The sequence below is a fragment of the Mucisphaera sp. genome, assembly GCF_965279675.1.
In the GTDB taxonomy this organism is placed as follows: Bacteria; Planctomycetota; Phycisphaerae; order Phycisphaerales; family Phycisphaeraceae; genus Mucisphaera.
The window spans coordinates 1,451,096-1,477,412 of record NZ_CBDIIJ010000002.1 but is presented as its reverse complement, the minus strand read 5'-3'; the positions used below and the strand labels follow the sequence as shown (position 1 = coordinate 1,477,412).

Here is a 26,317-nt window from a genome sequence, read left to right as displayed (position 1 = left end):
GGGGTCAGGCGGCTTGTCTGTGGGTTTGCTCTAGTTGGTTGTTGTAGTTGGTGAAATCGAGTTTGAGGAAGGCGTCGGCGAGTTGAGGATCGAACTGGGTCCCGGCGTTCTCTGAGATTTGATTGAGTGCCTGCTGGTGGGTCATGGCGTTTCGGTAGCTTCGTTTGGAGCGCATGGCGTCGAAGCTGTCGGCGAGTGCGATGACTCGTCCCTGGAAGGGGATGGCGTTGCCGCTGAGGCCCTGGGGGTATCCGCCTCCGGCCCATCGTTCGTGGTGCGAGAGGACGCCTGGGAGAAGGTCGGTCATCGATTCGATGTCAGCGAGGATACGGGCACCGATCTGCGGGTGTTTCTTGATGGCCTCGTACTCGGTGTCGGTGAGTCTTCCTTGCTTGGTGAGGATGCTTTCGGGGACGCCGATTTTGCCGAGGTCGTGGACGAGTGCTGAGAGGTAGAGGCGTTCGGCCTGGCGTGGTTCGGTTCTGAGGTGGTCGGCGAGTTGCCGAGTGAGGAGGGCGACGCGGTTGGAGTGTCCGTGGGTGTAGTTGTCCTTGGCGTCGATCGACGCGGAGAGAGCGCGGAGGGTTCCGAGGAACATGGCGCTCATCTCGGCGAAGAGGATGGTGTTGTGGATGACGATGGAGAGGCTGGCGGCGAGGGATTCGAAGCGAGCGAGGTCGGTGGTGTCGAGTGGCTGGTGGTCGAATCGTTCGACGCCAAAGAGCACGCCGATGGTGGTGCCTCGGTGTCGGATGGGGATGGCGACGGCGTGGGTGCCGAGCGAGGCGAGCTCGTGTGTTTCCGGGTTTTCGCAGAGGTTCATGAGCCAGGCGTGCTTGTGGTGGACGGCCTGTCGGAGCAGTGGTTTGGCGGCGGCTCTGATGGCCTTGATCTTGTTGACGGCGTCTGGGGGGAAGTAGATTTTGCCACGGAGGGACGTGAGCCGGGGCTGGTCGTCGGCGAGGGCGAGGGCGACGAGTCGGAGTCTGGCGACTTCGGCGAGGTCGCCGATGGCTTCATCGAGGACGGGTTCGGCGGACTCGGCGTGTTCGACGTGGCTGGCGATGCGGTCGATGAGGCTGAGCTCTTCGTAGGTGCCGGCGAGTTCGCGTCGGGTGGCGATGATCTCGGCCCGGAGGCTCTGTGTCTCCGGGTTCGAGGGCTGATCGGGGATGGGCGGGGGTGCGGTGCTCATCGGGAGTGGCTGGTTGGCTGGGCTCAGGAGCGTCTTGCGTTGTGGAGCTGGCGGATCTGGGGGTCGTTGGGATTGAGGATGTAGGCCTGCTCGTAGGCGCTGCGGGCTTCGGTGGTTCGTCCGAGTCGGTCGAGCTGGATGCCGTAGAGGGCCCAGGCTTCGGCCGGTGCCTGTCTGGCGCGTGTGGCGGCCTCGAACCATGCGAGGGCGCGAGCGTGGTTGTTGCGGTGGACGGCGGCGAGGCCGAGCGCGATGAGTGCCTGCGGGTTGTTGGGCTGGATCTCGTGGGCTCGGGCCGCGGCGGCTTCGGCGCTGTCGAGGTCGCGGAGGTGGTAGCTGGTGTTTGCGAGGCTCAGGAGGTCTTTGATGTCGGGATTGGGGACACGGGCGAGCTGCCGGTAGGTGCGGCGGGCTTCGGCGTAGCGGCCGGCCTGTTCGTAGGCGTGGGCGAGGGCTCGCTGAAGGTCGAGTCGATCGGCGAGTTCGGGACGAGCGATGAGGGTGGCGAGGTGCGTGATGGCCTCGTCGTGCTCGCCGGTTTTTGAGAGCTGGATGGCGAGCTCGGTCTGGTATGTGATGCGATCGGGTTCGAGGGATGCGGCGTGGCGGAGGTGTTCGATGGCCTCGTCGGTCTGGTTGGTCAGGAGCATGATCTGGCCAAGCGAGTGGTGAAGCTCGGCGTGCTGGGCGAAGTAGTCGAGGTTAGCGGCGAGGCGGTTGATGGCGGCCTTGTGCTGGCCGAGGGCGACTTCGGCTTCGGCGAGGGCGAGGAGGTACTCGGGGTTGTCGGGGTCGAGTTTGGCGGCCTGCTCGTAGCGGTCGCGGGCGGCCTGGCGTCGTTGCCAGCGCTGTTCGATGATGGCGAGTAGGTAGTGAGGCTCGGCGGCTTCGGGGTCGATATCGGCGGCGGTTCTGAGGGTGAGGGCGGCGCGTTCGAGTTCGCCGCGTTCGATGGCGATGCGGCCGGCGAGGGTCATGACGCCTGGGTTATCGGGATCGATGCGGGCGGCTTCGTTGAGGGCGGCTTCGGCCTGTGCGAGGTCTTCGTTCTCGAAGTGCTGGTTGGCCTGTTCGAGGATCATGTTGCCTCGGAGGGACCACCAGCGGTCGTCGGCCTGGGACTTGTGGGCTTCCATCGCTGCGTTGGATTGGCAGCCGGCGGCGAGTCCGACCAGGAGGCTGACGCTAAGGAACAGCGTCAGCCTCTGGGCGGCCCGTCTCTTTCTTCCCACTCCGCCCCGTGTGTTGAGGGCTGGTGTGTGGTTGTTCATGGTGTTTCCTCGGTGTCGGCCTGTGCCTGCTGGTTCTGGGCGTCTGGCTGCTGGAGGGTCCAGAGCCCGCTTTGGGCGGTGCCACGGACTTCGAGGAGCTGGTTGATCATGACGTTGACCCAGTCGGCGTTGGTGGCTTCGGTGGGTGGTGCCGGGACGTGGGGCTGGTCGCTGAGGATCTCGGTTGCGAGGCTGCTGGCCTGTTCGAGGATGTCGTCGGCGGAGAGGTTGATGGACTGGTTGGCAGCGGCCTGGTTGCCGGGGGTTGGTGTCGGGGTGGGGATGGGGAGGTCGGCGATGGTGTCGGCCTCGGTCTCGGGCTTGGGTGCGACGAGAGGTTCGGTGACGGCGGGTGGAGGTGCCGGGGCGGGGTTGGACTCGTTGAAGTCTTTGATGGCCTGCTGGAGGACGCGTTCGATGGGTCCCTGGAGGAGCCCGCGTTCGGTGGCGTGGAGTTCGCTACCGACGAGCTGGCTCTTGAGGCTGAGGGCTTCGGCGGAGGTGGGTTCGAGTGACAAGGCGATGTTGGTGTGCCAGAGTGCCTTGCTGGTGTTGCCGGCGCGGGCGAAGCGTTGGGCGTCGGCGAGGTGTGAGCGGAGCATGCGGATGCGTGAGTTGGGCAGGAGGCCGGAGCGGGCACCGAGGCGGATGCGTTCGATGCCTTCGCGTGCGGCTTCGCCGGCTTTGGCGAGGGCCTGGTCGCGGACGATGGTGGGCTTGATAAGGAAGATGATCTCGAGTCGGTCGGAGGAGTCGTCGGTGCCTCGGAAGGCGTTGCCGAGGATGGGGATGCGGCCGAGGAACGGGACCTGATTGGTGGAGGAGGTGGTGTCTTCGGTGAAGAGGCCACCGAGGACGACGGTCTGTCCGGAGCGGACCATGACGTTGGTCTGTAGTTCCTGGCGTGAGGTGTTGGGTAGGATGACGCCGAGGGGGCTGACCTCGGTGTTGCCTTCGGAGAGGACGGGGTTGAGTTCGAGTCGGACGTAGCCGTCGGAGGAGACGAAGGGTCGGACGTAGAGTTGGGTGCCGACGTCGATGGTCTCGATGGTCTGGGTGCTGGAGACTTCGGTCTCGGTGGTTGAGATGAAGGGGAGTTGTTCGGTGGCGTCGATGGTGGCGCGTTGGCGGTTGAGGACGACGACTTTGGGTGTGGCGACGACGGTGGTGTCGGTGATGGTTTCGAGGGCACGGACGAAGACGGCGGCGTCGCCACCGATGACGCCTAGCTTGAGGCTGGACTCGCCGAGTCTTGTGTTGCCGGCGGTGCTGGCGATGGCGGTGCCGGAGTCGCCGGTGAGGGTTCCGGAGATGAGTTCGTTGACGGCTCCGAGGGGTGTGGCGGCGTCGGCGAGGGAGAGGTCGGTGAGGATGGCGAAGTCGACGCCGAAAGCGTTGTTCTCTCCGAGTCTTGCCTGGAGGATGGTGACCTCGATCATGACCTGTTCGGGTTTGCGGTCGAGTTCCTGGAGGAGGGCGACGATTTCATCGGCGCGGTCGGGGAGGTCGCGGACGATGAGGGTGTCTGAGTGTGAGAAGGTGTTGGCGCCGCCATCGGAGATAGAGGCTTCGAAGCCTTCGGGGACTTCGGAGGAGATGGCGATGACGCCTGACTCTGAGAGGAGTGGTTCGGCGAAGGCCTGGGCGTCGGTGGCGCTGAGGAAGTTGAGTCGGATGATGCGTGTGACGGGTGCGGCGGCGGCGCTCTGGATCTCGGCCATTTCCTCGGCGGTGTAGACGTAGATGAAGTTACCGCGTTCGGTGTAGCGGAAGCCGTTGCCGACGAGGACGCCTTCGAGGGCTTCGTCGAAGGTGACGCCGAAGAGGTTGGCGGAGATGGTTCCGCGGACGTTGGGGCTGGCGACGATGTTGCGTCGCGACTGTTCGGAGAGGAGGTTGAGGACGGAGGAGACTTCGAGGTCCTGGACAGATAGGTCGATTTCGCCAAAGGCTCCGACTTCGAGGATTTCGGCGTTGCGGCTGTTGTCGCCCTGTTGATCGGTGAGGTCGATGAGTTCGACGATGGGCTCATCGGCGTCGGGTGCTTCGGCGACGGGCTGGGCCCATGCCGGCATCCAGAGTGAGAGGATGAGTGCGGCAGTGGTCGTGGGTGCGGTGGGGTTTGCGTCGTGTTTCTTGTGCTTCATGGCAGCTTTCCTCGTCGGGTCAGGGCAGTCCGAGCCTGACGATGACGCCTTGCATTTCGAGTTCGGCGTGACGGCGTTCGAGTGTTCGAAGGGTGAAGCCGTCGATCGCGTCGCCGGGTCCTACGTACTGGCCGTTGATGACGGCCTTTGGTTCACGTCCGAGGATGATGGCCTGGAGGTTGAGTTCCATGGCCTGGTTACGGACGGTGTTTCTGAGCGATGTATCGGAGGTTTGGGGTTGTACCTGTGGTACGGGCTGGTCGGATTCGGGGGCTGGCGTGAGCTGGGGTTCCTGGAAGATGTTTCGGGGTCGATATTCTGGGACGGTGACTGTGACGGTGGGTCCTTCGGGCAGGGCGCGTGCTGGTGGTGTTGGCTGTGGGCTGGCGGATTCGACGGCAACGGCCTGCGTCTCCGGTTCTGCGGTGACGACGCGGGGCGGGTCTTTGAGCAGGAGTCGTCCCCAGAGGAGCATGCCGAAGACGGTCATGCCGGCGAGGATGGTGACCTTGGTGGGCTCGGCGCGGTAGCGCTTGAGGATTTCGTCGAGCCAGGGCTTCATGGTGAGCCCTCCTGCGTGGCGGGGGCGGGTTTGTGGGTGGCGTAGGTTTTGAAGGTGAGTTCGATGTCGAGTGGTTCGTCGGGGCCGTTGTGGGTGAAGCGGATGTCCTCGGCGGTGACGAGATACGGGAGTTTTTCGATGTCGCTGAGGACCTCGAAGGCCTGATGGAACGTGGCGCTGAAGCGGAGCCGGAAGCGTTTGGTGCGGTAGCCGTCTCCGCGGTTTTCACCGAGCGTGTTGAGTTCGGGTTGCAGGGCGTTGTGGATGCGCGTGATCTCGCCTATCCAGCCGAGGACCTCGGGCATGGGGTCTTTGTCCGGGACGAGTCCGTGGCTGCGTTCGTAGTAGTTGGCGGTGAGGTCATCGACGGCGCGGGTGGCGCGCTGGACTTGCTGTTCGAGGCTAGTCACGGAGGCCTCGGCGGCGGTGGCGTCGTCGAGGCGTTGGTTGAGTTGGTGGGACTCGGCTCGGTGCGGGAGGTAGGCGGCGACGACGAAGAGCAGCGCGAGCACGGGTGCTGCGAGCAGGAGACGCCAGGCTTCCTTGAGGGTTTGCGGGTTCATGGTCCGGTCTCCACGGCGGCGGTTTGCGGGTTGTCGTCGTGGTCGGGTGTGACGAAGGCGAGTTTTCGGTTGAGGTCGATGTGGGCCAGGAGGCTGAGTTCCCGGAGCGAGGCGTCGTCGGTTTCGACGGGTCCGACGGACTGGACTTCGATCTCGGTGAAGAGTGGGTGTGTGGCGAGCGCGGCGACGGCGGCGGCGACCTGTCGGTCGTCGGTGCAGAGGGCGCGGAGGTCGATGGTGAGTTTCTGGTCGGCCCCGGAGGTGTGGGTGAGCGAGAGGTCGACGAGTCCGACGGCTTCGGGCAGGGTGTGGGCGAGGATGCGGAGTGTCTGGGCGGCGCGCAGGGGCGGTTCGAGGGTTCGGTAGAGGGCTGACTGGTTGTAGAGCTGGGCTCGCTGGGCTTCGAGCTCGGCGAGTTCGTTGCGCAGCTGGAAGGCTCTGGCTGCCTGGGTTTCGGCCTGGGTGACGCGGTTAGCGAGTTGTTCGCGTTGCTGCCAGAGTTCTCCCCATGCGAGTCCGAAGCATCCGGTGAGGATGATGATGCTGATGATCTCGATGCGGCGCATGGTGCGTCGGCGTCGCGAGGCGCGGTACGCGTCGGGCAGGAAATTCATGGAGGGAGATTGGGTGCTCATGCGGCGAGCTTCCCTCCTGGCCAGTTCATGGCGAGGCCGATGGATGAGGCCATGGAGGCGAGTGGCCTTCCGATGGCGTCGTAGAGTTCCGGGAGACGGAGATCGAACTCGCTCGGGAGCATGACCTTGACGGAGGCTCGGCTGGCGATCTGTGGTGCGAGTTGTTTAGCGAGTGATTCTGGTGCGATGAGCCATGCGGTGTCCGGGCGTTTTCCGGGGAAGGTGACGCCGTGGTAGCGGAGGCAGAGTGCGATCTCGTTGGGGAGGTCGATCTGCTTGAGGGGGGATTTGGCTTCGGCCTCTTCGCGGTCGATGGGGACGCGGAGGCCGTAGGTGCCGTGATCGGTCTCTGGACTGGCGTCGGGTGTGACGGGTTTGTCGAAGTCGTTGACGCCGAAGGGCATCTGCCTGAGGAAGACGACCTGCTGTTTTTCGGAGATGAGGACCCAGGTGTGGCTGGGGCCGACGTGGACGATGAGTCTTGGTCTTTCGATCTCGTCGGGTGTGGTGATGCCGTTGGCTTCGATGACATGCTGGAAGCGTGAGAGGAGCTCGGGTGTGGGGTCGAAGGATCGGATTCTGAGTCCGTTCCTGTCGAGCTCTTCGGCGAGCTGGAGGAGGGGTGGGGTGGGCGCTGCGAGTAGGATGACTTCGCGCTTGGCTTCACCTGCCTGCTGGACCTGTCCGGTGTCGTAGAAGCGGATGGTGGACTGCTCGGGGTCGAGCTGGAATCGTTCGGAGGCTTCCCATCTACAGGCTGCGGGGAGGTCTTCATCGGGGATGGGTGGGATGCGGACGTTCTTCAGGCGGAGGAGGCTGTCGGGGACGCGGACGACGATGTCGCGGCCTTTGAATTTACCTTCGCTGATGACCTCGGCGATGAGGCGAGCCTGCTGGGGCACGTCGTCGTGATCGACGGGGCCGTGGGGCGCCTGGCTCCAGGACCAGCCGCCGAAGGCGAGGAGGGAGAGGCCTTTGGAGGTTGTCTTCAGTTGGGTGAGCTGGACGCGGTCGTCGGCAAGGTCGATGCCGATGGGGCTGTGCTTACTGAGGAGGGGCATGGTTCCTCCTCGCGTTGGATCGTTCTTCGGCGTGTCTGACGGTGATACCCTTGTCGAGTCGCTGTTCGAGTCGGAGGACGGCTTCGCGTAGTGCGCGGACTTCCTCGATGAGTTCGAGTCGTTGTTCGGCGGGGTTGGTCACGGCCTGGGCGGTGGCGGGCATGGGGCGGTGGCCGGAGCCGGACCAGATGACCCATGCGGTGATGGCGACGGCTCCGAGGCTGAGCCACCAGGCAGGATGGACGGAGCTTTCGGGGTTCAAGGCGGATTTCTCCTGTGGGATCTGTCGCATCTGCTCCGGTGGTATCGGCTGGTTGGGGTGGGGTCTTGGGTGGGGCTGGGGGATAAAAAGGAAGCGGCCGGCTTATGGGAAGCCGGCCGCCTGGCGGGGATGGGTTATCGGGTTGGTTATCAGTCGGAGGTGTAGGTGGCGACGTCTTCGTCGCTTAGCGAGAGCGAGGCTGCCTTGCTGGAGGAGACGACGGCCTTGATCTGGCCGGTGTCGTCGTTGTAGACCCAGCCAACGCCCTGTGCGGCGGTGCCGAGGGTGCCGTCGCCCTGGTTGACGGTGGAGCTGTTTTCGAAGGGGTTGATGGGTGACTTCTGGAGGTAGGGACCGAAGTCGGAGCCGGCGGCGGCACCGTTGATATCGGTGGTCTGTGTCATCTGGTTCCAGTTGCTGCCGAGGTCCGGGTAGCTGCCGTTGTGCTGGATCATGTAGAGCTCGAGTTGCGAGCGGACGGTCTGTAGCTGGGAGACCATGCTTGAGGCCTTGGCGGTTTCGGCGGCGTCGGAGAACTGAGGGATGACGACGGCGGCGAGGATGCCGAGGATGACAACAACGATGAGGATCTCAACAAGGGTGAAGCCCCGGCTGAGGTGATGGCGTGCTGTGTGCATGAGGATCTCCCGTGGCTGACTGCGATGTTGGCGTCGCGGTGTTTGCTGTTTGCCGAGACTGTCTCGGTCCGGATATGAGATCGGAGCGGGTGCCGGGAGCCATGAGGCGCGACAAACAAAAGTGGCGGTGTTGGCCAGCTGTGGTTGGGTTTGGCGGGCCCGGGAGGGTTGTAAGAGATGGGGCGATTCAGGCGGAGTTGGGGGAGTTGGGGGAGTTGGCTGTTTCGCGATCGAGGAAGGCATCGACTTCGAGAAGGAGTTTTCGGCCCTCGTCGAAGCTCATAAGGTCGAGGGTGGTCTGGAGGTCGCCCCAGGCGGCGTTCTGGAGTTCTTCTTCCTGGATGGCGAAGGTGGGTTCGGGGACAAAGCCGATGAAGTAGGTGACGGTTTTGTCGACGACCTTGCCGGAGCGTTTGCGGAAGATGTAGCGTTCGGTGAAGAGTCGGTCTTCGAGGAGGTGGTGGGCGGTGAGTCCGGTTTCTTCGTGGAGTTCGCGGGTGGCGGTTTGCAGTTCGGACTCGTTTTTTTCGGGATGGCCTTTGGGAAAGCCCCAGTGTCCGGCTTTGTGCTGGACGAGGAGGTACTGGCGGGCGTGGTTGTTGGGCGTCTGGTAGACGGGGATGACACCGCAGGAGTGGTCGTTGTCCATGGGTTGCAGGGTACCGTGCTACTCGCCGGTGTCGAGGACGGCCATGAAGGCTTTCTGGGGGATGTCGACGGTGCCGATGCGCTTCATGCGGTCCTTGCCCTTTTTCTGTTTTTCGAGGAGTTTTCGTTTTCGGGAGACGTCGCCGCCGTAGCACTTGGCGGTGACGTTCTTGCGCATGGCCTTGATGTTTTCGCGGGCGATAACCTTGCCGCCGAGGACGGCCTGCAGGGGGATCTCGAACATGTGTCGGTCGATCTCGTCCTTGAGTTTTTTGAGGAGGAGTCGGCCGCGTTGCTCGGCTTTGGATCGGTGGACGATGACGGAGAGGGCATCGACCTGGGTGCCGTTGACCATGATGTCCATCTTGACGAGTTGGTCGGGGTTGAAGTGGTCGACCTGGTAGTCCATGGTGCCGTAGCCGGAGGTGATGGACTTCAGTTTGTCGAAGAAGTCGTAGATGATTTCGGCGAGGGGTAGTTCGTAGTCGAGGATCTGTCGGTCGTCGGCGAGGAACTTCTGGCCTTTGTAGACGCCCCGGCGTTGCTCGCAGAGTTTCATGATGTCGCCGATGGACGTGGTGGGGAGAATGATCTCGGCTTTGACGATGGGCTCGCAGATTTCGCGGATCTGTGAGGGATCGGGGAGGTCGGCGGGGTTGGTGATGGCGAGGACGGTGCCGTCGCGTAGGGCGACTTCGTAGGTGACGGTGGGTGCGGTCTGGACGAGCGAGACGTCGCCTTCGCGTTCGAGGCGTTCCTGGATGATGTCCATGTGGAGCATACCGAGGAAGCCGCAGCGGAATCCGGAGCCGAGGGCTTCGGAGGAGGTGGGTTCGAAGGTGAAGGAGGCGTCGTTGACGTGGAGCTTGGCGATGGCTTCGCGGAGTTCGTCGAACTGGGTGTCGCCTGAGGCGTAGAAATCGCAGTAGACCATCGGCATCGGCTCCTGGTAGCCGGGGAGTGCCGAGTCTGCGGGTCGGACGTCGAGGGTGATGGTGTCGCCGATGTGGACGTCTTCGAGGGTTTTGATGGAGGCGACCATGTAGCCGACGTCGCCGGCTTCGAAGGGGTCGGTCGTGGGGATCATGTGGGGTCGGAACTTGCCGAGTTCGGTGACGTGGAAGGTTCGGCCGGCCTTCATCATGCGGATGCGGTCGCCTTTTTTCATCGAGCCATTCATGACTCGGAAGTAGACGACGACGCCTCGGTAGTCGTCGTACTTGGCGTCGAAGATGAGGGCCTGGAGGGGCTCGTCGATCTTGCCACGTGGGGCGGGGAAGCGGTCGCAGATGGCGTCGAGGAGTTCTTTGACGCCCTGGCCGGTCTTCGCGGAGGTGAAGATGCAGTCTTCGGCGGGGATGCCGAGGACCTGCTCGACCTGGAGGGCTCGTTCTTCGGGCTGGGCGGAGGGGAGGTCGATCTTGTTGATGACGGGGATGATTTCGAGTTCGGCGTCAACGGCCTTGTATAGGTTGGCGACGGTCTGTGCTTCGACGCCTTGGGTGGCATCGACGACGAGGATGGCACCTTCGCAGGCGGCGAGGGCTCTTGAGACTTCGTAGTGGAAGTCGACGTGGCCGGGGGTGTCGATGAAGTTGAGTTCGAAGGTCTGGCCGTTGTAGGGGTGTTCGACGGAGACGGCGGAGGATTTGATGGTGATGCCGCGTTCGCGTTCGAGGTCCATGGAGTCGAGGGCCTGGTCCTGGCGGGTGCGGTCGTCCATGGCGCCGGTGCCCATGAGGAGTCGGTCGGCAAGGGTGGACTTGCCGTGGTCGATGTGGGCGATGATGCAGAAGTTACGGATGTTCATGTGCTTAAGTGAATAAATGGCCTACGAGTTGTAGCGAGAAATCCCCTTCCAGGGACACCGATAACGATCATAGGGGCAGATCGCGGGTGTAGATGACGTTAGCGTGTCGTAGTCGATCGGGAGAGAGGGTGCCTATTTTATAGATGTTGTAGAGCAGGAAACCGGCCTGGCGTAGGGCCTGATCGATATCACTGAAGACAGCAGCGTCTCGGTACAATGGATTAAAGAAAACTTCTGTGTAAACCAACCTAGCCGTGGATCTCAGTAATTTCTGACCGCCCCGAAGTGCGGCGGCTTCTCCTCCTTGGATATCGAGTTTCAGGAGTTGGATTTCGGGCTTGTTCTTCTCTTCCCACCAATCGTCAAGACGAAAGGCCTTGACTGGAAGCTCGCCCACCATGGGGCTTTCGCTGAGTCGTTCCTCTGTGGGTCTGAATAACGAGGTCTGTCCTGGGTTCTGAGCGAGGTGGAGTGTGGCGTTACCGGCCGTATCAGATAGCGCTGCCTGCACGGGTGTAAAACGGCTATTGGGCTCAGTCTGAAGCAAGTCAAGTTGATCATTGAACTTGACGTTCGGCTCGAAGCCCCAGCTATGGGCCTGGGGAAAAAGCTTCAGCAAGCGACGGCTGATTCGACCATCACTCGCACCAATGTCAAGGATACCCGTCACAGAGGTCTGGCTTAGTAACTGCGGGATGATCTGGTATGGGTCATCCAAACTGATGAGATTGCCATCTTTGCGATGAGCTGTTTTGCGAAGGAGTGTGCGGAGGAGCTTTGGCATGAGATCAGGTTCCGGGTGTTAGATACTGGATCAGACGTGGGGCTTGCCTGCGCAGGCCTGCCATGTAGGCCCTGCGTAGGCAAGGTACAACGAGATGAACGGCGTCGAATTGTAGGGTTTGAGTCAACCGATCGATCATCAAGCGTATTGGCTTGCGAGTACGTCCAAGTCGGGGACGAATGCCAGGAGTGTCGATGAGCAGGGGCTGGTTGTCCGTGCTGATGACGATGTTAGAGGCCTTGTGGTCACGGTTGTACCAGCCGGCGTTCATGAGTTGGCCGGTGAGTTGGCCGAGGTTATGGGCGAGTTGGTGGCGGGAGGCGGGGGTGAGTTGGCCGGGGTCTTTGGCGAGGCTCTGGAGAGAGGGACCGGCGTAGGGGGTGATGAGGTAGCCGAGGTGCTGGTGGTCGATGCCGATGGCGGCGACGGGGACGACGGGGATGTGCTGCCTGGTGAGGCGACGCTGGGAGCGGCGCTCGCGTTGGGCGGGGTGGAGGCCGAGTCTCCAGGCGCGACGCTGCTGGCTGGGGTTGTGGAGGAACTGTTTGATGACCCAGCGGGTGTGGTCGGGTGCCTGGGCGAGCCAGACACGGCTGCGGTGGTCGTGCTTGAAGACTTCGAGGGCGTCGTCGAAGGTGGCGGCGAGGGTGTCGGGTTGGGGTGGTGGGCTGGTCATGGGTGGGTGGCTGTGGTGAAGCGCGGTAGGTTGTGATGGATTATGGATCAAGAGCGACGGTTACGTGTGGTGGCGGTGACGCGGAAGCCCGATGCCGCGAGCTATGAGCAGCGGGTCAAGCACTACCTGGAGCCGTTGGCGGCGAGCGGGATTGATGTCGAGGAGCGGGTGATTCCGGATGGGACGTGGCGGCAGCGGCGTTTCTATTGCGGGCTTGGTGATTTTGATGTGGTCTGGTGGCAGCGGCATCTGGCCCAGCCCTGGCATCTGCGTGTGATTCGTCGGCATGCGAAGCGGCTGGTGTTTGATTTTGATGATCCCTTGACGGTGAGTGCGGCTGGAGGGGGCAAGGCGAGTTGGTCGCGTCGTCGTCGGTTTGCGTGGATGCTGGGTGCTTGTGACGTGGTGACGACGGCGAGTGAGCATCTGGCTGGTCTGGCGCGGGCTTACTGCGGGGACGTGCGTGTGGTTCCGATGGCGATTGATCTGCCTGACGAGGGGGTGCTGCCGGTGTCGGAGCGACCGGGCCCGCCGACGTTGCTGTGGCTGGGTTCGCGGGCGACGCAGCCTTATCTGTCGCTGATCCGTCCGGCGCTTGAGCGGCTGGCGGGGCGTGTGGTGCTACGGCTGATAGCGCACGAGCCGATGCGTTTTGGCGGGCTTGATGTTGATTTTCGTCGGTGGTCGGAGGTGGAGCAGACGGCGGCGCTGCGTGAGTGCCATGTGGGCTTGTGTCCGATGCCTGACACGGCGTGGACGCGGGGAAAGTGCCCCTACAAGGTGCTTCAGTACATGGCCTATGGGATGCCCTGGGTGGGCTCGGCGGTGGGTGAGAATCTGGTGGTGGCGGGGGTTGGTAGGGCCGGACCGGGTGATCGCGGGTGGTGTGCGGCGGGTCAGGATGACTGGGTTGACGCGATCGACGCGATGACTGCTGGTGAGCAGAGGGTCAGGACGGGCGAGGCGGGCCGGTCGTACATCGAGGCCGTGCATGCCAGGGAGCGGCTGGTGGGAGCGATCGCAGGGGCGTTATCTGGTCGTGGCGGGGGTCAGTCGTCGAGGGGGTAATCGAGTTGGCGGAGGATGTCCCGGTTCTGGTTGATGAGTTGTTGGGTTTGCTGGGGTGAGAAGTTGTCTCGGGCTTTGCCGGTGCCGCCGCCGGACCCGCCTTGGAAGGCGAGACCCCGTGTGCTGGCGACTTTGGCGAAGCCGTGAGAGACGCGATCGACGGAGGAGCGTTCGACGGCTTGTTGGATGAGTCTCTGATCGGCGGTGAGTCCGAGGTGCTGGACGACTCTTGCGAGTTCGCGGGCGGCGTCGGCGAGCATGTCCTCGTAGCGGACAAGGAGGAAGTTGGGGTGGTCGCTGTGTTTGAGCCAGCCGGCGACGTGGCGGTGCCAGCTGCCGTAGCGGTGCTTGTTGGCGATGGATTGCGTGAAGAAGCGATCCCAGGTCATTTTCCATCGTGACCGCTGGGTTCGGTATTTGTAGAAGGAGGGGATGGCGTCGCGGGGGTCGCGGACGATGTAGATGACACGGCCGGTGAGGCAGCGGGTGTCGACGAGTTCGTGGCTTTTGAAGAGTCTGGGTGGCTGGCGGTTGTCGAGTTGTCTGAGTGCGGCGGTGAAATCGGGTCTGTCGACGATGGGGATGAGGTCTTCGATCTGCGTCATGTCGAGGTCGTTGTTGGGGACGAGAACCTCGGCGAGCATGTAGCGCATCCAGGTGTTGCCCGATCGCGGCCAGGAGACGAGGAAGCCGTCGGTGGGTCGGACGGTGAGTCGTGGCTGGTTGAGGCCGAGGTACCAGGCGTTTCGGAGGGCTTGTGAGACGTGTCGGCGCATGGGTTAAGCGGGGTCGGCTTGGGGGATGCCGTTCTCGGGAACGGTGAGGCATCCGATGCCGATGGTTCGTCCTGAGCCTTCGGGTCCGACGATTTCGCGGGTGTCGTAGCGGTCGCGGATGTCGTTCCAGAGTTTGTGGACCTGGATATCGGGCATGTCGGGTCTTGGGAGTATGTCGTGGAAGGCGATGAGCCCGCCTGGGCGGACGAGGGGCGCGTAGAGCTGGAAGTCCTGCTTGACGCCTTCGTACCGGTGATCGCCGTCGATGAAGAGGAAGTCGACGGGTTGGTGGTTGAGTGCCTGCGCGGTCTGGTTTCTGGTGTCGGCGAGGTGTGAGTCGGCGCGGATGAGGTCGACGGTTTGCTGACCGGTGGCGAAGGCTTTGTAGAAGGGTTCACGGCAGTCGGGGTAGGACCCGCCAAAGGAGCCGCCTGGCATATCGATGCTGACGATGTGGGCCTGCGGGTGCGCGGCCTGACACCAGAGGTAGAGCGACCCGCCTCGTGAGGTTCCGATCTCGACGACTGTCCTGGGTTGCTGTTCGCGGACGAGGAGGTAGAGGGCTTCGATCTCGGAGGGATTCTGCCGGGGGGCGATGGCTTTGAAGTGGCCTTTGGCCTTGAACACAAAGGGCAGTGCGACGCGTGCCGGGCCTGGGGGGATGAGTGCTTCGAGTCGCTTTCTTTCAGAGGTCGCCAGCTGGTGATGGCTGGCGGCGAGCAGGTTGTAGAAGAGTGATTTCATGTTTTCGCCGTGGATGGGTGCGGGCTCAGTATAGCGGTGAGCCTTCCGGTGGCTGGTCGGTTTATGATGCGTTGATGGATGTGACTGCCGAGTTGCCTGCAATCCTGAAGCCTGTCTGGCGGGGTCTGGATGGTTCCTCCTCGGAGGAGCGACGTTGTGATGCGTTGGGGCGTGTGACGATGCATCGGCGGATGGCGACCGACGGCGGGGCTTACTGGATGTGTGGTGAGAGCGGTCAGTTGCAGCGGGAGGTGTTTCCGGACAGCGAGGCTTCGACCGAGCGATATGACAACTGGTGGCGCGGCCACGAGTTGGATGGTGCGGCGCTGGATCGGATGGTGGCGAAGAACCGTGCGCATCTGTCGTCGCTGGTTGGTGATTGCGGAGGCAAGCGGTTGTACGAGGTGGGCGCGGGGCTGGGGTATCGGATGCTGGCGGCGAGGGATCTGGGGTTTGAGGTGCGTGGGAACGAGCTTTCGCGGTTTGCGGTGGAGCGGGCGGCAGAGCGGTTTGGTCTGGCTATGGATCTGGGGCTGATTGAGAATGTGGCTTTAGAAGCGGATGCGTACGACGTGATTCTGCTGGACAACGTATTTGAGCATCTGGAGCAGCCGGCGGCGGTGCTGGGTGCTCTGTCAGCGTCGCTCCGTGCAGGCGGTTCGATCTACGTGCACACGATCAATGGCGAGAGCCTGTGTTTGAAGCGGACGACGAGCCGGTGGCCCTACTTCAATCAGGCTCATCTCTATGTGCCGACGCTGGTGAGCATGCGTGCTTATTGCGAGGCGGCGGGCCTGGAGATCGCGTCGCTGCGAACACACGGGTATCGATCGAGTGTGGCGGGACACCGGGGCAAGGGATCGCGGTGGGAGAGGCTGGGTGACAAGGTGATGGCTGCGGTCGCCGGGCGTTTGGGGCTTGGGCACCGGATGGATCTTGTATTGCGCAAGCCGGGCTGAGTGCGATCAGGTATCGAGGACGGGTAGGGTGCGGAAGCGTTTGCCGAGGGCGGCGCGGCTGTCGAGGCCGAGCCAGTCGTCGAGGAGGGTGGCGTAGACGGAGCGGAAGTCGATGTTGAACTTGAGGTCGCCTCGGTCGAGGTCCTGGAGGGAGGGGTGTGGGCCGACGAGCCCGGCGCGGGCGGGCGGGCCGAAGAGGAAGAGGGGGCCGGCGGCGCCGTGGTCGGTGCCGTTGGAGCCGTTGGTGTCGACCCGTCGGCCGAACTCGGAGAAGGCCATGGTAAGGACGCGTTGGTCCTGGCCGATGGCGGCGAGTTCGCGGTAGAAGGCCTGGACGGCTTGGGAGAATTGTTCGAGGAGTCGGGCGTGGGTGTTGGCCTGGTTGGCGTGGGTGTCGAAGCCGCCGAGGGCGACGTAGTAGATGCGGGTGGGGAGTTCGGCGGCGATCATGGAGGCGACGGCGCGGAGTTGGCGGCTGAGGCCGGAGTTTGGGAACTGGGTTTCGCTGTCGCGGGAGACGGCTTTTCGGACCTGCGTGGGGGCGGCGCGGGCATCGAGCGCGGTGCGGAAGACGAAGTCGGCGGCGCCGCCGATGCCGGTGGCTCGTGCGGGCGTGGTCATGGCGGCCATGGTGTCGGCGGGGTTGGGGATGGGTGTGTTGTGGAGTCGGTCGTAGGTGTTGCGGAGTTTGGGGTGGAGCCCTTTGCCGGACCATTCGAAGAGTTCGGCTCTTGAGAAGGCGACGGGCTTGGCCTGTTCGCCGACGGTGGCCATGGGCGTTTCTTCGCCGACGGTGATGCAGTGGAGGCTTTGGTCGTCGTTGCGGGATCTGGCCTGTTGGGCGTCGAAGGCCTTACCGATCCAGCCGATGCCGCGGTGGCCGTCGGCGGCTCGGGTGTCGCCGGCGTGCCAGACGTCCATAGAGGCGAAGTGTGAGCGATTGGGGTTGGGGTAGCCGACGCCCTGGATGATGGTGGCCTGTCCGTCCTGGAACATCTCCTGGGTGGCGCGCATGTTGGGGTGGAGGCCGATGCCGGAGCGGTCGTCGAGTTGGAGGACGTCGCGTTGTTGGACGGCGAGGCCGGAGCGGAGTTTGTAGTACTCGGGCATGGCGGCCGGGATCACGGTGTTGAGGCCGTCGTTGCCACCGGAGAGCTGGATAACGACGAGGACGCGGCCTTCGGTGACGGAGGCGGGGTTGAGCAGTGCGGCGGGGTCGTTGGCGGCTGCGGAGGCGTGGGCGAGGAAGCCGGGCATGGTGCCGAGCGTGGACATGAGTGCCAGGCTGGACTGGAGGAACTCGCGTCGGGTGAAGGGGAGTTTTTCGCTCATGGATGGGCTCTTGGGTTTTCCTGGTTAGTGACTAGCAGAGCTGGTATTCGGGCATGGCGGTGACGAGGGTTAGGAAGCCGATGAGGCGGTCGTTGTTGGCGGGCTTGTTCTCGGCGGTCAGGAAGTCGACGAGAGGCTTTCGGCGTTCATCGGAAAGGTGATGGCCGAGGAGGTCGTCGATGAGGGTGTTGGCGATGGTCCGGGTGTCGGCGGGGTCCATGCCGGCGATGAGCTTCATGGGCTCGTAGTTGGTGTTGCGTCGGTTCCAGTTGCGGCCGGGGACTTTGCCGGTGAGGAGGTAGACGCAAGTGTTCTGGCGGGCGAAGAGGGTTGAGGTGTTGATCCAGGCTCGGCCGACGGGCCAGCCGGCGACAGAGGGCGGGTCGAAGACGCTCTGGCCCATGGCTCGGAAACCGTTGCGAAGTTGGGTGGTTGATCGGTTGGGCGTCTGGAGTGCGCGTGCGGTGCCGGTCACGAGTTGGATAGGGCTCTTGATCTTCTGGCCGACGATGGCAGGGTCGTGGAAGTGGCGGCTGGCGAGGAGGGTTTGGAGGGTGGGCTTGAGGTCGTAGTTGTCGCGGCGGAGACGTCTGGCGAGTTGATCGACGACGGACTTGATGGGTGGGGTGAGATCGTCGAAGCGGTCAGAGACATCGGCGACGAGGTGGCGGTAGAGCTTGAGGGCGATGTAGCGGGCGCAGGCCTGCTGGGCGAGGAGGATGTTGACGAAGTCGTCGCCATCGAATCGGCCTTTGCGTCCGAGGATGGTCTTGTTGCCGTCGTCGTGCTGGCGTTGGTTGAGATTGAAGTCGTTGTCCTGGTAGGTGAAGCCGGTCAGGGCGCGGGCACCTTCCTTGATGTCCTGTTCTCGGTAGGCGCCTTCGCCGAGGGTGAAGAGTTCCATCAGTTCGCGGGCGAGGTTTTCGTTGGGCTCGCCTTTGCGGTTCTGGTGGTTGTTGAGGTACTTGATCATCGCGGGGTCGCGGACGATGTATCGGGCGAGGGTGGCGAAGCTGCCCAGGGCGTTTCTGCGGAAGAAATCGTTCTGGCGATACATGAGGAAGGTGTCGCGGACCGGTTGGTGGGCGGTGGCGAAGTGGCCGTGCCAGAAGAGCGTCATGTGCTCGCGGGTAGGGTCGGGGGTGGCGAGCATGCGTTCGATCCACCAGTCCTGGAGCTTGGGGACCATCTGTCGGTCCATGCGGTCGAGGCTCTGGCGGGCTTCGCGGGCTTGTCGCTGGATGGCGGGGTCGTCGGAGGCGATGGCTCGGCGGTAGGCCTGGCGTTCTTCTTCGGTGAAGGGTCGGCGGACATCGGGATCGACCGGGGCGTCGGGGAGGCTGGAGGTGTCGGGGCTGTCGAGGAGGGCCTGGGCGGCGGTGACGGGGCCGAGGCTGACGAGTTCCCGGGCTCTCTGGCGGTCGGGGCCGAGGCCGGCGCGGGCGAGGAGGTGGCGGGCCTGGGGCGGGCCGAAGAGCTGGGCGTCGAGGGGTGCGAGTGAGGTATCCATGCTGAGCTTGCCTGATTCGGAGCGTGGTCGTCCCGGTTGGTTGTCGGGCTAACGCCCTGCTGGCTTCATGATTGCATGGAGGTGGGGGTGGCTACAAGAAAAAATCGGTCATTTGGAGGCGCATATGGGGGTTTGGGCTGAATTCAGGTGTCCAGGAGGGGATCATCGAGGGGGTTGTCTTCGACGAGAGAGGTGGGCGGGCCCATGGTGTCGCTTGAGGACTCGATGGGCACTTCCCGGACGGGGACAACGAGGGTGAAGGCGGTGCCTTCCTCGCGGGAGGATTCGACGAGGATGCGGCCGCCATGCTCGTCGATGATTTTCTTGGTGACGACGAGCCCGAGGCCGGTGCCTTTGAGGCCCTTGGTCGAGTGGAAGGGCTCGAAGAGGCGGGCCTGAGTGGCTTTGCTCATGCCTTCGCCGTTGTCGACGACGGTGATTCGGACGGCGGGTTCTTCAGGGTCGTAGGTGCAGCGGAGGGAGACGGCCCCGGTTTCGGGTTCGACGGCGTCGAGAGCGTTGCTGAGGAGGTTGAGGACGGCCTGGTGGAGGCCTGAGGCGTCGATGGGGACGGGCGGGATGGCTTCGCCGAAGTCGGTGATGAGGGCGACTTTCTTGGCGTCGTACTGCTGCTGCATGAGGGCCACGAGTTCGCGGAGCAGCGGTTCGATGTTGCCCATGTCGAGTTCGGGCTTGCGCTGCTTGGAGTAGGCGAGCATGTTCATCGCGAGTTCGTAGATGCGCTCCTGGTTGCGTGCGACGATCTCCCAGCCAGAGCCGATGACCTTGAGGTTCTGCTTGCGGATGCCGAGTTCGACAACGTCGGCGCCGCCTCGCATGCCCTGGAGGATGTTCTTGATGGAATGGGAGAGGGAGGCGACGGTCTGGCCGACGGCGGCGAGTCGTTCGGAGCGGAGTCGGGCCTCGACGAGGTTGAGGTTGGCGAGGGCGAGGCCGGTCTGGACGCCAATGGCGGTGAGGAGGGTGAGCTGGTCTTCGGTGTAGGTGTAGTTGGCGACCTGGGAGTCGAGCTGGATGACGCCGTAGAGCTTGCCCTTGTATTTGATGGGCACGCACATGGTGGAGCGGATGTTGTAGGACTGGACGGAATCGCCTGAGGCGAATCGTTTGTCGGTCATGGCGTTGGCGGAGAGGACGCCGACGCCTTTGCGCATGACATACTGGACGATGGTTCGGCTGACGGTGAAGGTGGAGGGTTTCTCGGCGGGGTCGACTTCTTTTCCGCGAGAGGAGCCAGGGTCTTTCTTGCGGATGACGACGGGTTCGAGAAGTTCGGTTTCGCCTTCCTTGAGGAGGATGAAGCCGCGATCGGCGTTGAAGTAGGCGAAGATGACGTCCATCACCTTCTCGAGCAGTTCGCGTTGCTCGGTGACGGAGCCGATGAGGGCGACGAGCTCGTAGACGACGCGGAGCTGGAACTCGGCGGCCTGGGTGGGCTCGGGGACGGCCATGATCATGGACTCGTCGTTGGCGTCGATGGTGTGCTCGACGGAGATGTCCATCTCGCCTTTGCGTGAGAGCCGGATCTGGTGCTGGAAGCCGGAGGCGGATTCTTCGCCGTAGACCATGAGGGTGGAGCCGGTGCGGATCTGGTCGCCCGGGCGGAGGGTTCGCTGGGTGGTGACGCGGACGCCATTGACAAAGGTGCCGTTGGCGGACTGGAGGTCGTGGATGATCCACTTGCCGTTGTCGGGGGTGAGGGAGGCGTGTCGTCGGGAGATGGTCTGATCGGAGAGCGGCAGCGACTCGGAGGAGCGGCCGATCATCTGCGGCTCCTCATCGGGGAGCTCGAAGCGGCGGCCTTTGTCGGGGCCTTGTAGGACGGTCATGACGAGCATGGGTTAGTCGGCCTTTTTCTCTTCAGGCCATCCGGGGTATCCACCCAAGCCTGCATGTCCGAGAGTTTGGTAGCGCTTTACGACGTTATCAGCACCTAGCCAGTCGTAGACGTCATCTTCGATCAAATCAGACTCGGTCTGCATACGTTCGAGCGGCAGCTTCTTTAATTCACCAACACCGGTATCTTCACATTCGTGAACGAGCCGACCAACGATCTGGTGGGATGTTCGAAATGGCACCCCTTTGGTTACCAAGTAGTCTGCCAGTGAGGTGGCATCCAGATATCCGCGGCCGAGCGAGCTGTTGATCTTGTCTCCGAGGAATGTTGTACCTCTCATCATTTTGGCTGCCATATCGAGGCAATCACAGAGATCATCAAAAGCACGGAATACGTGCTTCTTGTCTTCCTGAAGATCACGGTTGTAGCCAACGGTGAGTCCCTTGAGTGTGGTCAAGAGAGCGACAAGGCTGCCGTAGACCGAACCGCACTTGCCGCGGACAAGCTCGAGCATGTCTGGATTCTGTTTCTGCGGCATCATTGAAGAGCCGGTGGTGTAGGCATCATCCAGCTTGATGAAGCTGAACTCTGTCGATGCATAGATGATCCATTGCTCGGCCCAGCGTGACAGCCACTGTGATGTCATCGAGCAGGCGTATACGAAGTCACAAGCCATGTCCCGTGATGCCGTCGCGTGGATGCTGTTCCAGGTCACGGGTATCTGATTAAATGTTACGACTGGTCTTTGGCGATCGAATTCGGTTGGTGAGCTTCCCTTACCTGCTCCGAACTGATTGGCCAGTAACCACTCCAGTGCGTGTCTGTCGAGAGGGAGTGAGCTGCCAGCGATTGCCCCAGAACCCAGTGGAATCTGGTTAGACACTTCGATCAATGCGGTGAAGCGGTCGCTGCAACCAACGAATGCTTCTCGCCATGCCGCCAACTCCCCTTCCACGCAGATTGGCTGTGCTCTTTGCAGGTGCGTGTAACTGGGCATCACAATAGAGCCGTATTCAGCCCTCAACTCATCAATCGATGACTCAAGCTCATCGAATTTAGATTGCAAGGTCACAACTGCTTGTTTAATCCACATCATCAGGTCGAGTGCGACCTGGTCGTTGCGGGAGCGGCCGGTGTGGAGTTTTCGGCCGGGTTCGCCAGTGCGCTCGATGAGGGCGGCCTCGACGCACATATGGATGTCTTCGAGTTCGTAGGTGAAGCCGGGCCAGGCGCGGCCCTGCTGGTCGATCTCAGCTTCGATTTCCTTGAGGCCTTTGGTGATGGCGGCGAGGTCGTCGGCTGTGATGAGACCGACTTTTTCGAGCATGGTGGCGTGCGCGATGGAGCCGCGGATGTCCTGCTTGTAGAGGCGCCAGTCGTAGTCGATGGAGGAGACGAAGCGGGCGGCGAGGGGGTCGGTCTCGGAGCCGGAGGACTTGGCATGCTCCCAGGGTTTGGAGGTAGGCGTGGTCATGGGGAGAGTTTATCGGGGTGGGCGGGGAGGGTTTGAGAGAAGCGGGGTGGCAGGCTCCTGAGAACGTGGTGCCCGAGAACCGGAGCTAAGACAACAGCCGCCCTGCTGAGGACGGCTGTTGGGGGTGATGCTGTTATCAAGAGCACTAAAAGGCGTAGTTGTCGCCTTCATCGTCTTCGGGTTCGAAGAGTTCATCGCCCATGTGGCGGTGGTGGACCCGGATGACCTTGGCGAGGGATTCGCCCAGGAGCGGGCCGATGGCCTCGATGGTTTCGAGGATGCGGTCGTCGTAGGGCTCGAGCCGGTCGCGGAAGAGGATGAGGACGGCGAGGGTTTCGTCTTCTGCCCGGCAGGGCATGGCGACGAGGTCGGAGCCTTCGAGGAAGGTCTGTTCCTGGCCCATCCAGGCGGCGAGGGCCTGGTCGTCGGTTAGGTGCAGAAGGTCTTCCCGGCCGTCGAGGGCCTGGGGGATGCGGTCGCCCAGATGGTCGAGCAGGATGTCGCTGGCCCCGGCATCGGCATCGGCGTTGACGTAGCCGCCGAGGGAGAACTCATCCACGGAAGAGGGCAGGTAGATGGCTGCGTTGGTCGGACCGGTTTTCTCGACGAGGTGTTCGAGGGTTCGTCGGATGAGGTTCTCGAGATCGAGTTCCTCCTTGATGAGGGTGCCGTACTCGGTGCTCTGGACCATGTGCTGCATCTGGTTGGCGAGTTCCTGGTAGGCGGTCACGAGGTCGTTGCAGAGGACGTCGACCTGCTGGCTGACTTCGATGCGGGCCTCGTTGAGCTTCTTGCAGAGCTTGCGGAGCCGGTTGATGCGTTTGCGGCCTGCGTTGTCGGCGTCGATACGTTCGACGGCGCGGCGGAGGCTGTTGCTGATGGTGTTGGCCGTGGCGTTGTCTTCGATGAGGTCCACGGCTCCGACGCGGAGGGCGGTCACGGCGTCGTCGACGGTGGGCTGGTTGCTGATGATGACGGAGCGGACAGGGCTTTTGGCATCGACCAGCTCGGCGGCGAATTGGAGGCCGGTTTTGCCCGTTGTCGGGTTGTGGATCAGGGCGACATCGAATCGGCGTTCGTCGACGAACTGCCTGGCCTGGCCGATCGTTTCAGCCTGCTCAACCCGCACAGACCGACCGTCGAGTTCGGGGCTGGCGATGAGTTTGGCGGCGATGCCGGGATGATCGACGACGAGCACACGGAGCGGCTGGTGGGGAGCTCGCGCGGTCGGTCGGCTGTTCTCGGTGAGCTTATGTGGCAAGGTCACGTCTACCCTCAACTACGGCAGGCCAGGGAGGTCTGCCTAAGGCTGTAGGCGTGCGATCGACGCGTTAGCTGCGGCGGTCAAGCGGAAGTGCGATGAGAGCGGTGGTTCCCTGCCCGGGAGCGCTGTCAAGGTCGAGACGACCGTCGTGACCGTTAATAAAGGTACGGGCCTTAGAGAGTCCCATGCCTACCCGCCTTCCCGAGGGCTTGGCTGAGAAGAAGGGATCGAAGGCGTGTTCGAGGGTATGGAGGTCCATGCCGGGGCCGTCGTCGCGGATGCGGATCAGGGCGCGTCGGCCGCCTGGCGCGAGCTCGAGCGTGACGCGGACTTCGGTGGCGGCGGGTGCCTCGAAGGCGTTGCGGATGATCTCGATGAGTGCCTGGCGGACCTGGTCGGCATCGACGTTGGCGTCTGGCAGTTCGTCGGGGATCTGCAGGGACAGTTCGATATCCTGCGCCTTCTTGCCGACGGCCTCCCGGGCCCGTCCTGCGGCTTGCTGGATAAGGTGGCCGAGATCGGTTTTCTTGTGCGTGGGCGCGGGCGGTTTGGCGAGGAGGTGGAGGCTCGTGATGAGGTCGGTCAGTTTTTGAGCTTCGACGACCATGAGCTGGGCGGACTTCTGGAGGTCGGAGCCCGGTTCGGTGCGCATGGCGAGGAGTTGGGCGCGTCCCGAGATGACGGTGAGAGGGTTGTTCATTTCGTGGGCGGCCCCGGCGGTGACTTCGCCGAGGCGGGCCATCGAGCGTTGCTTGACCAGTTCGTCCTGGGCGTCGGATAGTTGGGTCGAGACCCGGACGACTTCTTCGTTGAGCTGGCGGCTGCGTTCGTAGGCGGCAGAGGCGGCGATGGCCTGTCCCCAGGCGGTGAGGAGTGGCGAGGCGTGTTCCTGCCGGGGCCAGCGCGGGGCTTCGATCAGGAACAGGGCGCAGGGCTCGTGGGGCTGGCCGATGACGAGCAGGCGTTCTGCGGGCGAGGCTTCGGGGAGCGCGGCCTTGGCCAGCCAGGGCACGGCTTCGCAGGCGGGGACGCCCCACATCTCCTCGACGGCTTCGGGGTCGAAGTCGTCGGGGCTGTCGGTGCGTCCGGAGGTGATGGGCTGGTGGTTCTCGTCGAAGCGGAACCATGCGCCGTCCCAGAGGCCTTGGCGGTCTTCTTCGCCGGCGAACCATGCTGCGTGGACATTTCCCTGAGCCCACTGGCTGACCGAGCGGGCGACGGCGCCGAGGGTTTCGGTAAGGCCGTTGCGAGCATTAAGGTCGTTCTGGAAAGCCTGGAGCTGCTTGAGGGTTCGTTCGGCAACCGGGTTGACGGTTGGCTTGGCCTGCTGTTTGCGGTTGGCCCGGGCCAGCGCATCGTTGGCTTGTCGTACGGCGTCGAGGAGGAGTTCGACGGAGGGCTTGCTCTCGCCGACACCGAGGTTGAGGCTGAGTTCTTCGAGCCTTCGGACGATGCGTGGGGCCAGGTTGTCGATGGTCGAGGCCGGGATGCCCACGGCCTGGGCGTAGTCGTTGAGCCTGCTTTTTCGGTGGTGGTTGCCGGAGTCGCCGAGGCGCAGGCTGCGGACGATCTCGTTGGCCAGGGCGATGAGCTTGAGCATCGGGCCGTTGGCGTGCTCGTTGAAGGCTTCTGGGGGCAGGCCGTGCTGCCAGATGGTGTCGGTGAGCAGGTCGGGGAGCTTCCAGCAGTCGGCGAGGCGTTTGCCGGCGGTGTGGTGGTCCATGCCGAGGACGCGGTTTTCGATCTCGGCGAGGCCGGCCTGGTGTTCCTGAGCGACCAGCAGGACTTTGCCGTAGGAGCGAGGGAGGACGTAGTCGAGTGCGAGCTTGCCGATGTCGTGGAGCAGCCCGCAGACGAAGGCCTGGTCGGGTCGGAGGCCTTTGCGTTCGGGATAGGTCTCGGCGATGAGTTCGGCGGTGATCGCTACGGCGAGGCTGTGGATCCAGAGCCCCTGTCGATCGAGTGCGGGCTCGTTCGTGTTGACGGGCTTGTCGGCGGTTTCGGTGGGCTTCTCGAAGTAGGTGCCGATCTGGAGGGAGAGCACGGCGTTTCGGACGGTCTTGAAGCCGAGGAGCATGACGGCTTTGTCGATGTTGAGGACCTCGCCACGGACGCCTTTGTCGGCGGTGCGGCACATGGCGAGGATGCGTGAGGTGAGGGCGGGGTCGGCGCGGACGAGATTGATGATGTCCGAGGCTTCGGCATCGTCGCGGGCGGTCAGGTCGAGGAGGCGCGTGGCGACCTCGGGCAGTGTGGGCAGGGTTTCGACGCGACGGAGAATGAGCTCGACGCGACGTGCTTCGTCGAGGGCACCGGGTCGCGAGGCGGCCTGTGTCATGGTTCCCTCCAGTTGATCGGGGCGTCAGCTCAGTTGGCTTCGAGGCCCAGGAGCTCCTCGATACGCTGAAGCAGCTGCTCGGCGTTGAAGGGCTTCTTGATGAACTCGGTAGCGCCGGCTCCGAGGAGACCGTTGATTTCGTCCTGATTCACGACGCCTGAGATGATGACGATCTTCATGTCGTTGAGGTCTTCGTTGGCGCGGACGGTTTCGCAGACGACGTTGCCGTTCACATCCGGGAGCATGTAGTCGAGGATCATGAGATCGGGACGGACCTGCTCGGTGAGGATGCCGGCGTCGTAGCCGGTGGAAGCGGTCTTGAGGTCAATGCGGTCGTCGACGGAAAGGACCTCGCGGAAGACTTCGAGAATCTGCGGGTCGTCATCGACGACGAGGACGGTCTTGCGGGCGCGTTCGAAGTCATCCGTGGGGATGTCGTTCTCACGCATGAAGCGGATCAACTCTTCGCGGGGGATGCGTCGGAAACGCGAGCCGGGGACGCGGAAGCCGTTGAGCCGTCCGGAGTCGAAGCAGCGGATGATGGTCTGCTGCGAGACTTTGCAGACGGTGGCGGCTTCGCCGGTGGTGAACACCTGTTTGGTGACCAGTTCTGATCCGTTGCTGTCGCCCATGGCTGAGGTTCCTAGCATCGTCAGGTCCTTCGTCGCTGTGCTGGGCGTTGGCCCGTGCGTGTGTCTCGTTCGTGGCCGGGTCCTGTGACCCAGATTCACCAGAGCATGGG

At 63.2% G+C, this 26,317-nt stretch carries 24 protein-coding genes; 2 read left to right on the top strand and 22 right to left on the bottom strand.

Features of this window, described 5'->3' with window-relative positions; genetic code table 11:
* Nucleotides 1-4 precede the first annotated feature (4 nt).
* The 13 genes from ACQZAB_RS06450 to ACQZAB_RS06390 all read right to left on the bottom strand — a co-directional run bounded on the left by ACQZAB_RS06450 (nucleotide 5) and on the right by ACQZAB_RS06390 (nucleotide 12,252).
* Nucleotides 5-1,195 carry an HD domain-containing phosphohydrolase gene (locus ACQZAB_RS06450; protein WP_428388141.1) on the bottom strand — a complete coding sequence of 397 codons (1,191 nt, stop codon included), beginning with the start codon at nucleotides 1,193-1,195 and terminating at the stop codon, nucleotides 5-7.
* A gap of 23 nt (nucleotides 1,196-1,218) precedes the next feature.
* A complete protein-coding gene (locus ACQZAB_RS06445; RefSeq protein WP_428388139.1) occupies nucleotides 1,219-2,466 on the bottom strand; it encodes a tetratricopeptide repeat protein in 1,248 nt (415 codons plus the stop codon).
* Nucleotides 2,463-4,613: a type II secretion system protein GspD gene (locus ACQZAB_RS06440; RefSeq protein ID WP_428388137.1), complete on the bottom strand. Its 2,151-nt coding sequence runs from the start codon at nucleotides 4,611-4,613 to the stop codon at nucleotides 2,463-2,465. The genes ACQZAB_RS06445 and ACQZAB_RS06440 overlap by 4 nt, the downstream gene beginning before the upstream one ends.
* Nucleotides 4,614-4,632: 19 nt before the next feature.
* On the bottom strand, nucleotides 4,633-5,175 hold the full coding sequence (locus ACQZAB_RS06435; protein WP_428388134.1) for a hypothetical protein: 543 nt from the start codon (nucleotides 5,173-5,175) through the stop codon (nucleotides 4,633-4,635).
* A complete protein-coding gene (gene pilO / locus ACQZAB_RS06430; RefSeq protein WP_428388132.1) occupies nucleotides 5,172-5,738 on the bottom strand; it encodes a type 4a pilus biogenesis protein PilO in 567 nt (188 codons plus the stop codon). The genes ACQZAB_RS06435 and pilO overlap by 4 nt, the downstream gene beginning before the upstream one ends.
* Nucleotides 5,735-6,373: a hypothetical protein gene (locus ACQZAB_RS06425; RefSeq protein ID WP_428388130.1), complete on the bottom strand. Its 639-nt coding sequence runs from the start codon at nucleotides 6,371-6,373 to the stop codon at nucleotides 5,735-5,737. The genes pilO and ACQZAB_RS06425 overlap by 4 nt, the downstream gene beginning before the upstream one ends.
* Nucleotides 6,370-7,434 (bottom strand): hypothetical protein, encoded by a 1,065-nt coding sequence (locus ACQZAB_RS06420; protein ID WP_428388128.1) that lies wholly within the window; start codon nucleotides 7,432-7,434, stop codon nucleotides 6,370-6,372. Before ACQZAB_RS06420 ends, ACQZAB_RS06425 begins: the two co-directional genes overlap by 4 nt.
* Nucleotides 7,418-7,726 carry a hypothetical protein gene (locus tag ACQZAB_RS06415; RefSeq protein ID WP_428388127.1) on the bottom strand — a complete coding sequence of 103 codons (309 nt, stop codon included), beginning with the start codon at nucleotides 7,724-7,726 and terminating at the stop codon, nucleotides 7,418-7,420. Before ACQZAB_RS06415 ends, ACQZAB_RS06420 begins: the two co-directional genes overlap by 17 nt.
* Before the next feature lie 119 nt (nucleotides 7,727-7,845).
* Complete coding sequence (locus ACQZAB_RS06410; protein WP_428388125.1) at nucleotides 7,846-8,334, bottom strand: type II secretion system protein; 489 nt, start codon at nucleotides 8,332-8,334, stop codon at nucleotides 7,846-7,848.
* 187 nt (nucleotides 8,335-8,521) lie between these two features.
* Nucleotides 8,522-8,983: a bis(5'-nucleosyl)-tetraphosphatase gene (locus tag ACQZAB_RS06405; RefSeq protein WP_428388123.1), complete on the bottom strand. Its 462-nt coding sequence runs from the start codon at nucleotides 8,981-8,983 to the stop codon at nucleotides 8,522-8,524.
* 18 nt (nucleotides 8,984-9,001) lie between these two features.
* Nucleotides 9,002-10,792 (bottom strand): translation elongation factor 4, encoded by a 1,791-nt coding sequence (gene lepA, locus ACQZAB_RS06400; RefSeq protein ID WP_428388121.1) that lies wholly within the window; start codon nucleotides 10,790-10,792, stop codon nucleotides 9,002-9,004.
* A gap of 67 nt (nucleotides 10,793-10,859) precedes the next feature.
* A complete protein-coding gene (locus ACQZAB_RS06395; protein ID WP_428388119.1) occupies nucleotides 10,860-11,576 on the bottom strand; it encodes an FkbM family methyltransferase in 717 nt (238 codons plus the stop codon).
* A 4-nt stretch (nucleotides 11,577-11,580) separates the two neighbouring features.
* Nucleotides 11,581-12,252, bottom strand: a complete 672-nt coding sequence (locus ACQZAB_RS06390; RefSeq protein ID WP_428388117.1) for a lipopolysaccharide kinase InaA family protein — start codon at nucleotides 12,250-12,252, stop codon at nucleotides 11,581-11,583.
* 42 nt (nucleotides 12,253-12,294) lie between these two features.
* On the opposite strand from ACQZAB_RS06390, the gene ACQZAB_RS06385 reads away from it, so the two are divergent.
* Nucleotides 12,295-13,320, top strand: a complete 1,026-nt coding sequence (locus ACQZAB_RS06385) for a hypothetical protein (RefSeq protein ID WP_428388115.1) — start codon at nucleotides 12,295-12,297, stop codon at nucleotides 13,318-13,320.
* On the opposite strand, the gene ACQZAB_RS06380 is transcribed toward ACQZAB_RS06385, so the two are convergent.
* The gene (locus ACQZAB_RS06380; protein ID WP_428388114.1) at nucleotides 13,302-14,096 is read right to left on the bottom strand and encodes a sulfotransferase domain-containing protein; all 795 of its coding nucleotides are present in this window, start codon (nucleotides 14,094-14,096) and stop codon (nucleotides 13,302-13,304) included. The genes ACQZAB_RS06385 and ACQZAB_RS06380 overlap by 19 nt on opposite strands.
* 3 nt (nucleotides 14,097-14,099) lie before the next feature.
* On the bottom strand, nucleotides 14,100-14,840 hold the full coding sequence (locus ACQZAB_RS06375; RefSeq protein ID WP_428388112.1) for an O-methyltransferase: 741 nt from the start codon (nucleotides 14,838-14,840) through the stop codon (nucleotides 14,100-14,102).
* 74 nt (nucleotides 14,841-14,914) lie between these two features.
* Between ACQZAB_RS06375 and ACQZAB_RS06370 the strand changes: the two genes are divergently transcribed.
* Entirely contained in the window at nucleotides 14,915-15,799 is an 885-nt protein-coding gene (locus ACQZAB_RS06370) for a class I SAM-dependent methyltransferase (protein ID WP_428388110.1), read from the top strand.
* Between the two features lie 6 nt (nucleotides 15,800-15,805).
* Here ACQZAB_RS06370 and ACQZAB_RS06365 read toward each other — a convergent pair whose 3' ends face one another.
* The 7 genes from ACQZAB_RS06365 to ACQZAB_RS06335 form a co-directional block, all read right to left on the bottom strand.
* A complete protein-coding gene (locus ACQZAB_RS06365; RefSeq protein ID WP_428388108.1) occupies nucleotides 15,806-17,131 on the bottom strand; it encodes a DUF1501 domain-containing protein in 1,326 nt (441 codons plus the stop codon).
* A 31-nt stretch (nucleotides 17,132-17,162) separates the two neighbouring features.
* Nucleotides 17,163-18,641, bottom strand: coding sequence for a DUF1800 domain-containing protein (locus ACQZAB_RS06360; protein WP_428388107.1), 1,479 nt, complete (start codon nucleotides 18,639-18,641; stop codon nucleotides 17,163-17,165).
* A 143-nt stretch (nucleotides 18,642-18,784) separates the two neighbouring features.
* Nucleotides 18,785-20,491 (bottom strand): ATP-binding protein, encoded by a 1,707-nt coding sequence (locus tag ACQZAB_RS06355; RefSeq protein ID WP_428388105.1) that lies wholly within the window; start codon nucleotides 20,489-20,491, stop codon nucleotides 18,785-18,787.
* 12 nt (nucleotides 20,492-20,503) lie between these two features.
* Complete coding sequence (locus ACQZAB_RS06350; RefSeq protein WP_428388103.1) at nucleotides 20,504-21,973, bottom strand: argininosuccinate lyase; 1,470 nt, start codon at nucleotides 21,971-21,973, stop codon at nucleotides 20,504-20,506.
* 145 nt (nucleotides 21,974-22,118) lie between these two features.
* Nucleotides 22,119-23,240, bottom strand: coding sequence for a response regulator (locus ACQZAB_RS06345; RefSeq protein ID WP_428388102.1), 1,122 nt, complete (start codon nucleotides 23,238-23,240; stop codon nucleotides 22,119-22,121).
* 64 nt (nucleotides 23,241-23,304) lie between these two features.
* The gene (locus ACQZAB_RS06340) at nucleotides 23,305-25,575 is read right to left on the bottom strand and encodes an HDOD domain-containing protein (protein WP_428388100.1); all 2,271 of its coding nucleotides are present in this window, start codon (nucleotides 25,573-25,575) and stop codon (nucleotides 23,305-23,307) included.
* Nucleotides 25,576-25,604: 29 nt separating this feature from the next.
* The gene (locus tag ACQZAB_RS06335; protein WP_428388099.1) at nucleotides 25,605-26,225 is read right to left on the bottom strand and encodes a response regulator; all 621 of its coding nucleotides are present in this window, start codon (nucleotides 26,223-26,225) and stop codon (nucleotides 25,605-25,607) included.
* Nucleotides 26,226-26,317 lie beyond the last annotated feature (92 nt).

Coding starts and splice junctions, on each gene's coding strand:
- ACQZAB_RS06450 (WP_428388141.1), bottom strand. CDS start 1,195: ATGAGCACCGCACCCCCGCCCATCCCCGATCAGCCCTCGAACCCGGAG.
- ACQZAB_RS06445 (WP_428388139.1), bottom strand. CDS start 2,466: ATGAACAACCACACACCAGCCCTCAACACACGGGGCGGAGTGGGAAGA.
- ACQZAB_RS06440 (WP_428388137.1), bottom strand. CDS start 4,613: ATGAAGCACAAGAAACACGACGCAAACCCCACCGCACCCACGACCACT.
- ACQZAB_RS06435 (WP_428388134.1), bottom strand. CDS start 5,175: ATGAAGCCCTGGCTCGACGAAATCCTCAAGCGCTACCGCGCCGAGCCC.
- pilO (WP_428388132.1), bottom strand. CDS start 5,738: ATGAACCCGCAAACCCTCAAGGAAGCCTGGCGTCTCCTGCTCGCAGCA.
- ACQZAB_RS06425 (WP_428388130.1), bottom strand. CDS start 6,373: ATGAGCACCCAATCTCCCTCCATGAATTTCCTGCCCGACGCGTACCGC.
- ACQZAB_RS06420 (WP_428388128.1), bottom strand. CDS start 7,434: ATGCCCCTCCTCAGTAAGCACAGCCCCATCGGCATCGACCTTGCCGAC.
- ACQZAB_RS06415 (WP_428388127.1), bottom strand. CDS start 7,726: ATGCGACAGATCCCACAGGAGAAATCCGCCTTGAACCCCGAAAGCTCC.
- ACQZAB_RS06410 (WP_428388125.1), bottom strand. CDS start 8,334: ATGCACACAGCACGCCATCACCTCAGCCGGGGCTTCACCCTTGTTGAG.
- ACQZAB_RS06405 (WP_428388123.1), bottom strand. CDS start 8,983: ATGGACAACGACCACTCCTGCGGTGTCATCCCCGTCTACCAGACGCCC.
- lepA (WP_428388121.1), bottom strand. CDS start 10,792: ATGAACATCCGTAACTTCTGCATCATCGCCCACATCGACCACGGCAAG.
- ACQZAB_RS06395 (WP_428388119.1), bottom strand. CDS start 11,576: ATGCCAAAGCTCCTCCGCACACTCCTTCGCAAAACAGCTCATCGCAAA.
- ACQZAB_RS06390 (WP_428388117.1), bottom strand. CDS start 12,252: ATGACCAGCCCACCACCCCAACCCGACACCCTCGCCGCCACCTTCGAC.
- ACQZAB_RS06385 (WP_428388115.1), top strand. CDS start 12,295: ATGGATCAAGAGCGACGGTTACGTGTGGTGGCGGTGACGCGGAAGCCC.
- ACQZAB_RS06380 (WP_428388114.1), bottom strand. CDS start 14,096: ATGCGCCGACACGTCTCACAAGCCCTCCGAAACGCCTGGTACCTCGGC.
- ACQZAB_RS06375 (WP_428388112.1), bottom strand. CDS start 14,840: ATGAAATCACTCTTCTACAACCTGCTCGCCGCCAGCCATCACCAGCTG.
- ACQZAB_RS06370 (WP_428388110.1), top strand. CDS start 14,915: ATGGATGTGACTGCCGAGTTGCCTGCAATCCTGAAGCCTGTCTGGCGG.
- ACQZAB_RS06365 (WP_428388108.1), bottom strand. CDS start 17,131: ATGAGCGAAAAACTCCCCTTCACCCGACGCGAGTTCCTCCAGTCCAGC.
- ACQZAB_RS06360 (WP_428388107.1), bottom strand. CDS start 18,641: ATGGATACCTCACTCGCACCCCTCGACGCCCAGCTCTTCGGCCCGCCC.
- ACQZAB_RS06355 (WP_428388105.1), bottom strand. CDS start 20,491: ATGACCGTCCTACAAGGCCCCGACAAAGGCCGCCGCTTCGAGCTCCCC.
- ACQZAB_RS06350 (WP_428388103.1), bottom strand. CDS start 21,973: ATGACCACGCCTACCTCCAAACCCTGGGAGCATGCCAAGTCCTCCGGC.
- ACQZAB_RS06340 (WP_428388100.1), bottom strand. CDS start 25,575: ATGACACAGGCCGCCTCGCGACCCGGTGCCCTCGACGAAGCACGTCGC.
- ACQZAB_RS06335 (WP_428388099.1), bottom strand. CDS start 26,225: ATGCTAGGAACCTCAGCCATGGGCGACAGCAACGGATCAGAACTGGTC.